The 12,574-nt window shown below is 43.1% G+C and carries 7 protein-coding genes; all 7 read left to right on the forward strand.

Going from position 1 to position 12,574, the window contains the following annotated elements; translation table 11 throughout:
* The first annotated feature begins 62 nt into the window (after nucleotides 1-62).
* The 7 genes from lacZ (at nucleotide 63) to AC59IL_RS06405 (ending at nucleotide 12,461) form a co-directional block, all read left to right on the forward strand.
* Nucleotides 63-3,170 (forward strand): beta-galactosidase, LacZ type, encoded by a 3,108-nt coding sequence (gene lacZ / locus AC59IL_RS06375; RefSeq protein WP_496551264.1) that lies wholly within the window; start codon nucleotides 63-65, stop codon nucleotides 3,168-3,170.
* Between the two features lie 238 nt (nucleotides 3,171-3,408).
* Nucleotides 3,409-5,667 (forward strand): GH92 family glycosyl hydrolase, encoded by a 2,259-nt coding sequence (locus AC59IL_RS06380; RefSeq protein ID WP_496551265.1) that lies wholly within the window; start codon nucleotides 3,409-3,411, stop codon nucleotides 5,665-5,667.
* Nucleotides 5,668-5,744: 77 nt separating this feature from the next.
* Nucleotides 5,745-7,280, forward strand: coding sequence for a glycoside hydrolase family 28 protein (locus AC59IL_RS06385; RefSeq protein ID WP_496551266.1), 1,536 nt, complete (start codon nucleotides 5,745-5,747; stop codon nucleotides 7,278-7,280).
* Between the two features lie 1,014 nt (nucleotides 7,281-8,294).
* Nucleotides 8,295-9,065, forward strand: coding sequence for an SDR family NAD(P)-dependent oxidoreductase (locus AC59IL_RS06390; protein ID WP_496551267.1), 771 nt, complete (start codon nucleotides 8,295-8,297; stop codon nucleotides 9,063-9,065).
* 157 nt (nucleotides 9,066-9,222) lie between these two features.
* Nucleotides 9,223-10,053, forward strand: a complete 831-nt coding sequence (kduI, locus tag AC59IL_RS06395) for a 5-dehydro-4-deoxy-D-glucuronate isomerase (protein ID WP_496551268.1) — start codon at nucleotides 9,223-9,225, stop codon at nucleotides 10,051-10,053.
* Nucleotides 10,054-10,571: 518 nt separating this feature from the next.
* On the forward strand, nucleotides 10,572-11,195 hold the full coding sequence (locus AC59IL_RS06400; RefSeq protein WP_496551269.1) for an RNA polymerase sigma factor: 624 nt from the start codon (nucleotides 10,572-10,574) through the stop codon (nucleotides 11,193-11,195).
* Nucleotides 11,196-11,360: 165 nt separating this feature from the next.
* On the forward strand, nucleotides 11,361-12,461 hold the full coding sequence (locus AC59IL_RS06405) for a FecR family protein (RefSeq protein WP_496551270.1): 1,101 nt from the start codon (nucleotides 11,361-11,363) through the stop codon (nucleotides 12,459-12,461).
* Nucleotides 12,462-12,574: the final 113 nt, after the last annotated feature.

Genomic DNA, 12,574 nt, shown 5'->3' on the forward strand with positions numbered 1-12,574 from the left:
TAAATAAAGGGAATATGCTATATCTTGGCGGAAAATAACCGATCATCAGACAAAATCGCTTTATGAATTTCCGCCACGTTGTTTCCCTTGCGCTTAGCTTGCTATTTTTTTCGATTGCACATGCACAAAAACCATATTGGCTCGACGAGCAAAAAAATGAAGAAAACCGCATGCCGATGCACGCGGCTTTTTTTGTGTATGAATCAGAAAGTGTTGCCAAAGCAAATAAATGGCAGCAATCTTCCAATTACATCAGTTTGAACGGCGACTGGAAATTTAAGTGGGCAGAAAAGCCCGCCGATTTGCCGGCCAATTTTGAAACCACCGGATTCGACGACAGCCAGTGGAAAAGTTTTAAAGTGCCCGGTAATCCTGAAATGAGTGGGTACGGATATCCGATCTATGTAAACATCGGCTATGAATTTCAGGATAAAATGAAGGCCAATCCGCCAATAGTTCCCCTCGATCCTGATCCTACTACCGTTTATCGTCGCGAAATTGAAATAGGCGACAATTTTAAAAACAAACAGGTTGTTTTACATATAGGCTCTGCCAAATCGAATATACAGGTATGGGTGAATGGTCGCTACACCGGTTATGGCGAAGACAGCAAACTGTCTTCTGAATTTGATATCACTTCTTTCGTAAAGCCCGGTAAAAATCTCATTGTATTAAAAGTAATGCGCTGGTGCGATGGCACCTATCTCGAAGGCCAGGATTTCTGGCGAATGAGCGGCATTACCCGCGATTGTTATTTGCTGGCGCGCAACCCGGTTCATATTCAGGACTTCCGTTTAACACCAGACCTTGATAATGCCTTTCAGAACGGCCTGTTGCAGGTAGCTGTAAAATTAAACCAGGCCAATGGTGTAACTGCTACTGTTGAATTGCTGGATAAAGAAAAAGTGATTGCACAAAAACAACTTGCTTTTGATGCCGGTAATCTGCAATCGGCCACATTGAATATAACCAATCCGAATTTATGGTCGGCTGAAGCGCCTTACTTATACAACGTATTAATAAAGCTTACCGATAAAAGCGGAAAATTACTGGAAGTAATTCCGCAACGGGTTGGCTTCAGAAAAGTTGAAATGAAGAACGGCCTTATGCTGGTGAATGGTAAACCTATATTGATCAAAGGCGCCAACCGGCACGAAGTGGATCCTGTAACCGGTCAGGTTATTTCGCACGAATCGATGCTGCGCGATGTAAAGCTGATGAAGGAATTTAATATTAACGCGGTTCGTACCTGTCACTATCCCAACGATGAATACTGGTATGAGTTATGTGATGAATACGGGTTGTATGTGGTTGACGAAGCCAATGTTGAATCACATGGTATAGGTTATGATATTACCAAAACACTCGCCAACCGCCCTTCATGGAAGGATGCGCACCTGCTGCGGGTACAACGCATGTTCGAACGTGATAAAAATCATTCGTGCATTATTACCTGGAGCCTTGGCAATGAGGCAGGCAATGGTTACAATTTTTATGAATGCTATTTATGGCTGAAAGCACAGGATACCACAAGGCCTGTTCAATATGAGAAGGGCGTTGCCAACTATACCACATTTGCTTCGGAATGGAACACCGATGTAATTAATCCCATGTATCCTACGCCGGAAAATATGATACGGTATGCAGCTAACAACGCCCATCCCGACCGGCCATTTATCATGTGCGAATATTCACATGCCATGGGTAATTCATTGGGAAATTTTAAAGATTACTGGGATATTATCCGTGGCAATAAGCATGCTTTTCAGGGTGGCTTTATCTGGGATTTTGTTGATCAGGGTTTACTGAAAGTTACTCCGGCCGGCGATACTATTTATGCCTATGGCGGCGATTATGGTCCGGCTACAGTGCCCAGCGATAATAACTTTTTATGCAACGGACTATTTTATCCCAATCGTAACCCGAACCCGCATGCATGGGAAATGAAAAAAGTGTATCAAAATATTCATACCCAATGGAAGGGCAACAACAGTATTGAAATTGCCAATGAAAATTTCTTTATTGATCTGTCGGCCTTTCAATTGCATTGGGAATTGATAGTGGATGGAGTTCGTAAACAAACCGGTGATGTTAACGATATAAAAGTGCAGCCGCAGCAGTCGTCGGTAATTAGTTTGCCTTTACAAATTCCTGCAGCAGGCGAAACGTTCTTAAATATTTCATACCGGTTAAAGCAGGCGCAGTCTTTATTAGCAGCTGGTTATGTTGTGGCTGAAGAACAATTAGCGGTAGCGGGAAAATACAGCAATAACATAGCTGTTCAGGCGGCAGGTAAGGTAACCGTGAAAGACGAAGCTGCTTCGTATACGATCACGTCATCATCGGCAGCGATCCGATTTAATAAAACAACCGGATTGCTGGAACAATATGAAGTGAAAAAACAAAATCTGCTTGAAAACGGATTGCCACTTCAACCAAATTTCTGGCGTGGTCCTACCGATAACGATATGGGTGCGCAGTTGCAAATGAAGCTGAAACCCTGGAAAGAAGCAACACAAAGCCGTCAGCTGGAAAAATTCACAGCATCTGAAGAAAATAATCTCGTACACATTCAAACATCGTATGTGTTGGAAGCTGTATCGGCCACGTTGAATATTAATTACACGATCAATGCGGCCGGTGAAATACTGGTTAAGCAGGAACTGGTTGCCGATGCATCGAAGAACGTGGCAATGTTACTGAGGTTTGGAATGAAGTGGATTTTACCCGAAGGCTTTGAAAGCATTCAGTTTTATGGACGCGGACCCGTAGAAAACTACCAGGACAGAAATTACAGCGCACCGGTAGGTATTTATGCACAAACAGTGAAAGAGCAGTTTTATCCTTATGTACGTCCGCAGGAAAATGGCAATAAAACAGATATCCGCTGGTTTACCATCACCAATAAAAAGGGCAGGGGATTGCGTATTGAATCAGACAGCTTGTTAAGCATGAGTGCGCTACATTTTTATACCGATGACCTGGATGATGGCGATAAAAAAGACCAGCGTCATTCGGGTGAATTGAAACCACATGCACAAACGCAGTTGAACATCGACCTGAAACAAATGGGTGTAGGCAGTGTAAACAGTTGGGGCGCTTTACCATTGGAACCATACCGTTTACCGTATCAGAATTATTCGTATCAGTATAAGATAAAACCGCTTTAAGTTGTAGGTTTTAAGTTATAAGTTGTAAGTTTTTTAAATGCGTGCCACGGCTAAGGTCGTGGCACGCATTTTTTGGGGTGCGCCCAACCATCAGGCCATTAAACCATCAAACAATCAAACCATCACGCAATCAAACCTTCAAATCCTTTAATTTTACCCCGCGTAATTACATATATCGCGCTGTATGCACTTAAATATATAGCATGATGTATTAATTGTTCGATATAAAACAATCTTCATGAAAAGCAGTTTGCGCAGGGCTATCACAAAAAGTATTGTTGTTTGTTCGTTCCTGGGTTCGCTTAACGCTGTTTCAATTGCACAGGATTTTGTTCAGTTTGTAAACCCCTATATTGGTACCGCAGGCCATGCCCATGTATTTTTGGGAGCCAGCGTTCCCTTTGGCGCCGTGCAATTAGGGCCGAATAATTATTTCAGGGGATGGGATTGGTGTTCGGGTTACCATTATTCCGACAGCATTATCATGGGCTTTTCGCACACGCATTTAAGCGGTACCGGCATGCCCGATCTGGGCGATGTGCTGATTATGCCTTTTACCGGAGCGGTGAAAACAGATAAAGGCACGCCAGAAAATCCGGCTGCAGGTTATGCATCCCGATTTTCGCATGCAACAGAAAAAGTACAACCCGGTTATTATGCCGTAACATTGGATGATTATCATATTCAGGCCGAACTGACAGCTACCGAACGCGTAGGCTTTCATCAATACCATTTTCCTGAAAACGAAGAAGCGCATGTGGTGATCGATTTGAAAGAAGGCATCGGCGACAAAACAACCGACGCCTATATTGAACTGGTGAATGATTCAACATTATTCGGATACCGGTATTCAAAAGGATGGGCGCCCGATCAGCGCCTTTATTTTGCCATCAGGCTATCGGCTCCCATGCAACAATTTGATTTGTACGACAGCACGGCAAAACAGGAAGATAGTTCGGCTAATGGTAAAGCGATTAAAGCAGTGATTGGTTTTACCAACACGCCTACTATATTATTTCTGAAAGTGGGTATTTCGCCGGTAAGTTCTGAAAATGCGCTGGCAAATATCAACGCTGAAATTCCGCATTGGGATTTTACCAAAGTAATGCAGGATGCAACTGCCAAATGGAACAACGAACTGGGAAAGATCGTGATCGAAACATCCGATACAACTGCCCGGAAAATATTCTATACATCACTGTACCACACCATGATCGATCCGGCATTGTTTAATGATCATAATGGCGAGTACCGGGGGGCTGACAAAAATGTGTACAGGGCTAAGTTTAACAATTATACCATCTTTTCGCTGTGGGATACCTACAGGGCATTGCAACCTTTGTATACCATTGTGCAACCTGAACGGGTAAACGATATTGTCAGCAGCATGCTGGCTATCTTTCAGCAACAGGGTAAGCTGCCCATCTGGCACCTGGCAGGCAATGAAACCAACCTGATGCCAGGTGTCAGCGGCGTGCAGATTGTAGCCGAAGCGTATCTGAAAGGATATCGTGGTTTTGATACGGCGCTGGCCTGGGAGGCCGTAAAAACTTCTGCTTTGCGCAATGAATATGGTTTGAGTTACCTGAAATCAACCGGCTACATTCCGTATAACAAAATCCAGGAATCAGTGGCCAAAGCCATGGAATACTGCATCAGCGATGGAAGCATTGCCCTGATGGCTATGAAAATGGGTAAAAAGGAAGATGCGGATTTGTTTTTAAAGAGGTCGCATTATTACCGCAACTATTTCGACAGTACCACGCGTTTTTTCAGAGGTAAAAATGAAAAAGGCGAATGGAACAAAACCTTTGGGCCCGGAAAAACTTCTCATCCGTGGATCGACGACTATTGTGAAGGCAATGCCTGGGAATATACCTGGCTGGCGCCGCAGGATGTGGAAGGATTGGTAAACTTATTGGGTGGTGATGATGCGTTTATAAAGAGATTAGATGAATTTTTTAAGCTGAAAGTTGAATTTGATCCAAAGGCGCCACCCGATATAGCCGGCATGATTGGTCAGTATGCACATGGTAATGAACCGGGGCATCACACTATTTATTTGTATTCCTATGCCGGTGCTCAATGGAAAACAGCAGAAAAAGCCCGCTATATTTTAAAAGAATTATATCTTGATAGTACTGATGGCATCAGTGGTAATGAAGATTGCGGACAAATGTCGGCCTGGTATGTTTTTTCATCGCTGGGTTTTTATCCGGTATATCCGGCCAATGGGGCGTATGTGCTGGGTAGTCCGCTGTATGATAAAGCCACCATCCTTTTGCCGAACGGAAAAAAGTTTACGGTTCAAACCGTACAAAACATTAAAAAAAATATTTATATTCAAAGCGTGGAACTGAATGGAAAACCCTGGCCCAATTCATACATTCTGCATACAGATATTATGAACGGCGGCACGCTGAAAATTGTAATGGGCGATAAACCCAATACCAGTTTTGGCAGGGCGCTTCAGAACAGACCACGGTCACAATATTGATAATAGTTCGTGTATAGCTGCTACATGAGGCCGTGTCATGGCTTTGCATGTTTGCGAAATATTTAAATATTATATACATGAAACTTGTATTTTACCTGCTTGCATTTTCCTTTGCTGCTGTTACTGCCTTTGGTCAGCAGAAAGTTTTTGATATTACTACTTTCGGAGCAATAGCAGATGCCCAAACCAACAATACCGCCTCTATTCAAAAAGCCATCGACAGCGCTTCTGCATCAGGTGGCGGAAGAATACTGGTGCCTGCAGGTAAATTTGTAACAGGCGTTATTACATTGCGGACGAATGTTGAATTGCATATTGCCGAAGGAGCAACATTGCTGGGCAGTACCAAACGAACCGATTATGGCAGAGACACCGCTTCGGCTTTGATTGTGGCCAATAAACAACAGCACATATCCATTACCGGTAAAGGAACGATCGATGGGCAGGGCCGCGAAGTAGTGGCTGATGTAGACCGCATGTTAAAAGAAGGCACCTTGAAGGACCCTCAATGGCAAACCTATAACCCCTGGCACCAGAAATGCTCAGCTGAATTTAACCGGCCGCATATTATTACATTTAAAAATTGCGACTATGTAACTATAAAAGATGTGTTGTTCAAGGATGGCGCCTGTTGGGTGCAAACCTATAGGGAATGTACCAATCTTATTTTCGACAATGTTCGGGTAAAAAGTACCGCCTATATTAATAACGATGGAATTGATATTGTGGATTGCCGAAATGTAAAAGTTTCGAATTGCGATGTAGATGCCGACGATGACGGTATTTGCCTGAAATCGGGTAACCCGAATGCTCTTTGTGAGAACATCGAAATAACCAATTGTAAAATTCGTTCCAGCGCCAGCGCATTGAAATTCGGTACGGCTTCACATGGCGGCTTTAAACATATAACGGTAAGGAATATTTTAATTTATGATACTTATCGCTCGGCCATTGCGCTGGAATCGGTAGATGGTGGTACGCTCGAAGATGTGACCATTGAAAATGTACTGGCAAAAAATACCGGCAATGCCATATTCATCAGGCTGGGGCATCGCAAAACCAAAGCGCCCATTGGCATCGTAAGAAATATTTACATAAAGAATGTGAAGGTGCAGGTGCCCGCCGGCAAGCCCGATAAAGGATATGAAATGGAAGGGCCCGAAGTAATGTATCCCCACAATGTTTTTCCCGCTTCAATTACCGGCTTGCCCGGTCACCCGGTTGAAAACGTAACGCTCGAAAATATTAAAGTTGAATACGAAGGCGGCGCCAGCAAACAGGTAGCGCAGTTTGGGCTCGATTCGTTGCATAAGCTTCCCGAAAATGCCGGAGACTATCCTGAGTTTTCGATGTTTGGCGAAATGCCCTGCTGGGGATTGTATGTGCGACATGCCACAGGTATTAACCTGAAGAACATAAAGCTGGAATATAAGAAAGAAGATTTTCGGCCGGCTGTAGTTTTCGACGATGTGCGTCAACTGAATCTGCAAAGTATAAGTATTCCATCCGGTAAAACGCCCCCGGTGATTGTACTAAAAGATGCCCCATTACCTTCGCTGAATGCATTGAAATTGCCCTTCGGGCAAAGTAAAGCGGTAATTATGGTGAAGTAATTTCAGCCTGAATAGGTGAAGATAGCGTTACATTTTGTTGTAGCAGGATTACATATCGTTTATGTAGAGTGCTTGGCATTAAGCGGGGTTGCATATCATTTAAGTAGCATTGCTCACGATCTCGCAGGAGTGAAATTTTGTTTAGCCATCGCCGGATTTCATTTTCGCAGCCTGATATTTGGATTTTTCACGCTAAAATATTGCTTCGGCAACTGATTTTTGACTTGTGCACCGCTACAGGCAAGCCTTGCAATGCTGCTTAACCCCTGGATAAACAATGCGAGATGCTATGGAATCAATGCGAAATGCTGTGCAATCAATGCAGGATGCTGAGCAGCCTGTTTTTTTGTTTATCAAATTGATTTTGGGCTTGCGTAAATCTACATTGGCTATTTGTATGATTACTGATCTGATACACAACGCTGTTACAGGATAAAGCACGCTACTTAACCATTTCGCCATCCTGCTTAACCCTTGTGTAAGCAATGCGAGGTGCTATGTGATCAATGCAGGATGCTGAGCAGGCTGGTTTTTTGTTTCGCTGATTGATGGTGGGCTCGTATAACGCTACATTAGCTTTTTGTATCACTGCTTAACTGACCGGCAACGCTGTTGCGCGTTAAAGCACGCTACTCAACCGTTGCGTATCGCTACTTAACGTTGTAACCAATGCGGGTAGTTAAATAATCACCGCAGGATACTGTGCAAGCAATGTGAAATGCTAAACCAGGGTTATTGCGGCCAATTTGGTATTCAGCCTTTTATGCCGGAAATTGCAATATCGGTTGATTCACATTAAAAAAGCAATGTTTAGTGAAGCAGGCAGGTGGCTTTATGCTCTTCTGCAAACGTTTGCATAATTTTTTTAGCATTCCCACGCAATTCTCCGGGTAAATAGTCATACACTTGTTACTTTGACCCCGAATACCGGCTGGCGCCAGGCAATTTTAAACTGCCGGTTTAAATAAGCAGAGCTAATTAAATTATTAGTGGGATAAATACAACAAAATAATCATGAGTATTCTTTCAAAATTTTCGCTTGCCGGCAAAACTGCGCTGGTTACCGGATGTAAAAGAGGCATCGGTAAATCTATTGCCGTTGCACTGGCCGAAGCAGGAGCCGATATTGTAGGTGTTTCGGCATCTTTGGAATTAACCGGTAGTAAGGTACAGCAGGAAGTAGAAGCCACCGGCCGTTCATTTAAAGCATATCAGGCCGATTTCAATGATCGCAAGGCATTGTACAGGTTTATCGACAAGGTTAAAGGTGAATGTGCACCCATAGATATTTTATTTTGTAATGCAGGCACCATTATGCGAAAACCGGCTGCCGAGCATCCCGATGAATATTGGGACGAAGTGATCAATGTAAATCTCAATGCCCAGTTTATTTTAAGCCGCGAATTTGGAAAAGATATGATTCAGAGAGGGGCTGGTAAAATTATATTCACCGCTTCGTTATTGAGTTTTCAGGGCGGCATTACCGTACCGGGCTATGCTGCCAGCAAAGGCGCAATCGCCCGTTTAACTATGGCTTTGTCGAACGAATGGGCAGCTAAAAATGTGCAGGTGAACGCCATTGCACCGGGTTATATTTCTACCGATAATACCGAAGCATTGCGCAACGATCCCGAACGCGCCAAATCTATCCTTGCGCGCATACCTGCCAATCGCTGGGGCGAAGGCGACGATATGAAAGGCGCTGCTGTTTATCTGGCCTCTGCCGCTTCTGATTATGTTACCGGAACGATTATTACGGTTGATGGCGGATGGATGGGAAGGTAGATGGTTATATGGTTTGATTGTTTGATGGTTAATTGTTGAGTTGGCAGACTGTTTGATTATTTCCGGAATCTTCCAAAATCAGAGGCCGCAGCCATCGGGCCATTAAACAATCGAACAATCAAATGATAAGCTCTGAATAAAAAATAAATTAAATAACATGGATAACCGATTTGCTATAAGTCCGAATGAAGCGAAACACATGGATACGGCTGCATTGCGGAAGGCTTTTCTGATAGATAAAATTTTTGAAGCCGATGCGGCCAACTTTACATTAACGCATTACGACCGCTATATTGCCGGCGGCATTATGCCGGTTTCAAAAACAGTGAGTTTGCCCAATCCTGATAAACTGAAAGCAAAATATTTTCTCGAAAGAAGGGAAATGGGCATCATCAATGTAGGCGGTAAAGGAACCATTACGGCCGACGGCGAAACTTTTGAACTGGATTATAAAGAAGCATTATATATAGGCAAGGAAACACAAAACGTAACCTTTGCTTCGGCCGATGGCAGCAAACCGGCAAAATTTTATATCAATGCCGCTCCGGCGCATCACAGGTATCCCACCAAAAAAATATCGCGGACGCAGGCCGATATTGTAGAGCTGGGAAGTGCGGCAACCGCCAATCACCGCGTGATCAATAAACTGATCGTAAACAGTGTACTGGAAGTGTGTCAGTTGCAAATGGGCATGACAGAATTAAAATCAGGCAGCGTGTGGAATACCATGCCGGCGCACTCACACGATCGTCGCATGGAAGTATATTTTTATTTTGAAGTACCCGAAGGACAAAGTGTTTGTCATTTTATGGGTGAACCGCAGGAAACCAGGCATATATGGATGCAGAATGAACAGGCGGTGATTTCTCCCAACTGGTCTATTCACTCCGGCGCAGGAACATCGAATTATACCTTTATATGGGGTATGGCCGGTGAAAATTTAGATTATGGCGATATGGACCATTGCGCGATAACTGCACTACGGTAAATGCCGGACGCTGAACGCTGAAGGCTTAATGCTGAAAGCTTAACGCTGAACACCGCAAGCTAAAAGCTTAAAGCCGCACGCCGAATACATTATGCGTTTTGTATTGCATTAAGCGTTCTGCATTTTGCGTTTCGCGTTTTTCGTTAAGCATTGCGCGTTCGGCGAATAATGAAATTTTCATTCGAAAAAAGTCACACGCCCGAAGCTGATTAAGGGTAGTGTGGCTTTTTTTTATAAAAATATTTTAAAAATGTATGAAATACATTTAAATTTATATTACGCTAAACGCTGAAGGCTTAAAGCTGAACGCTAAAAGCCGCACGCCGAATACATTATGCGTTTTGTATTGCATTAAGCGTTCTGCGTTTCGCCTTTCGCATTGCGCGTTCTGTTTTAAGCGTGAATTTGTATTTTGCGTTCTGCGTTAAGCGTTTTGCATTAAGCGTTTTGCATTAAGCGTTTCGCGTTCTGCGTTAAGCATTTCGCGTTTTGCATTTTTAACCGATTGACTGCCATTGATGAATCAGCCAGTTATTCATACCGACAGCCTGTGTTGGGAACGCCTGCTTACCGGCGATAAAAACGCTTTATACGAGCTGTATACAAAGTATTATCACACATTATTATTTATCGGACTTAAACATATACCGGATAGCGATCTGGTAAAAGATGTTATTCAGCAACAGTTTTTGTACCTGTGGGAAAAGCGTGGCTCGCTTATGGAAGCAAGAAATGTACGCAGTTATCTGATCATTTCTTTTTTACGTCGCCTCACCAGCGACTGGGTAAAAGCCCGTCGAACCATTACCCTCGAAGTAGCCTGGAGCAAAAAGGAAGAGGAATATGTTGAAACATCGTGGGAAGAACACCTTATTATTAAAGATGGCAACGAAGAGGTTAGCAAAAATCTGATGACAGTTATTAATGCCCTTCCTGCGCGACAGCGCGAACTGATCATCCTTAAATTTTATGAAGGCCTAAGCTACGATGCCATTACGCAAAAAACCGGACTTACGCACCGCACCGTATATAATAAAATACACGAAGCCTTACACAAAATAAAACAACGGCTGGTGCAGCCGGCCCTTATATCGGGCATTCAATCTCTTTTACTTATTGGGTTAGCATTGCTATTCAGTTAATATTATTTCGCGCAAAACGTGTTTATACCATACGACCGGGTCATCCGTGTGGGCACAAACAAAAACCTTTGCGGCTTCGCGCGCAAATACTCTTCTCCCCCAAAAAAAATTCAAAAACAAGGGTAAAAACGATTGGCCCGCCACTCTACTTATAAAAGAGCGGCAATGCAACATCAATACCGGGCTGTTGAAGACTTTCTGAAAGACGAATCATTTATCAATTATTGTCTTAAATGTAATGAACAGGATGTTCGCTACTGGGAAGCTTTTATTGCAGCAAATCCCGGTAAAAAAGAACTGGTAGAAGAAGCGATACATGAATACCGGCTTTTATTTTCCACGCTGGCCAATGCCGATATGGAAGAGCAGCTCGAAAACCTGAAAAAAAGAATGGAAAGCAGTGATCAGGCCCCGGTGTTTGTATTGTCGCCTGCAATTCGCTCAGGCAGCCGTTTGCGCAAACGGGTAATTACTGCTATTGCTGCTGCCATTGTATTGATTGCAACCGGTGGTTACCTGTTCTTTACATCACGAGGCGTAGCTGTACCAAAGCCACAGGTCATTCAATATGCCTGCAAACAGGGTGAAAGAAAAAGCTTTTTGTTTCCCGATGGCACGCAGGTGATATTGAATGCAGGCAGCGAAATACAACTGAACGATCAATACGGAAAACATACAAGGGAAATATTTCTGAAAGGCGAAGCCTTTTTTGAAGTACAGCATAATAAACAGGTTCCTTTTATTGTGCATACGGTCAGTATGGATGTTAAGGCGCTGGGCACTGCATTTAATGTAAAGTCGTACAGCAATGAAAAGAAAACCGAAACGGTACTCATTCGCGGTTTGGTTGAAGTAACCCTGAAAAAAGATAATAACCGCAAAGTATTACTGCACCCCGAAGAAAAAGTATTGTGGACAGACCACCCAATAAAACATGAAACAAAAGTTTCGGAGTCTGCAGGTAAAAAGGAACCTGAGCAAGCCATTGTTCAGCGGGTTAATAAACTCGATAACGGAAACTTTAAAGAATTGGCCTGGGTGCAGAACAACCTCGCCTTTGAAGATGAGTCGTTCGAGGAAATAGCATTGCAGTTAAACCGGTGGTATAATGTGAATATACAGTTTACATCAGACGATATAAAACAATATCATTTTACCGCCACCTTTAAAAAAGAAAAAATTGAACAGGTGCTCGAAATTCTCAAAGCTTCGAAAAAATTTAATTACCGGTTTGAAGAAGGGGGCGCTATTATGATATATAAATAGGCAATGGACAATAAGCAATGCGCAAAAAAAATCAATACAATATGCAATAGACAACAAACAAATAATTCGCAAAAAACGATATGCAATAAAAAGGGGAATGTTGCCGCATTCCC

Source organism: Niastella sp. sgz303648 (assembly GCF_059587045.1).

Bases quoted from the DNA above. Each gene is read 5' to 3' on its own strand.
- AC59IL_RS06400 (WP_496551269.1), top strand. From the start codon at position 10,572: ATGAATCAGCCAGTTATTCATACCGACAGCCTGTGTTGGGAACGCCTG.
- kduI (WP_496551268.1), top strand. From the start codon at position 9,223: ATGGATAACCGATTTGCTATAAGTCCGAATGAAGCGAAACACATGGAT.
- AC59IL_RS06380 (WP_496551265.1), top strand. From the start codon at position 3,409: ATGAAAAGCAGTTTGCGCAGGGCTATCACAAAAAGTATTGTTGTTTGT.
- AC59IL_RS06390 (WP_496551267.1), top strand. From the start codon at position 8,295: ATGAGTATTCTTTCAAAATTTTCGCTTGCCGGCAAAACTGCGCTGGTT.
- lacZ (WP_496551264.1), top strand. From the start codon at position 63: ATGAATTTCCGCCACGTTGTTTCCCTTGCGCTTAGCTTGCTATTTTTT.
- AC59IL_RS06385 (WP_496551266.1), top strand. From the start codon at position 5,745: ATGAAACTTGTATTTTACCTGCTTGCATTTTCCTTTGCTGCTGTTACT.
- AC59IL_RS06405 (WP_496551270.1), top strand. From the start codon at position 11,361: ATGCAACATCAATACCGGGCTGTTGAAGACTTTCTGAAAGACGAATCA.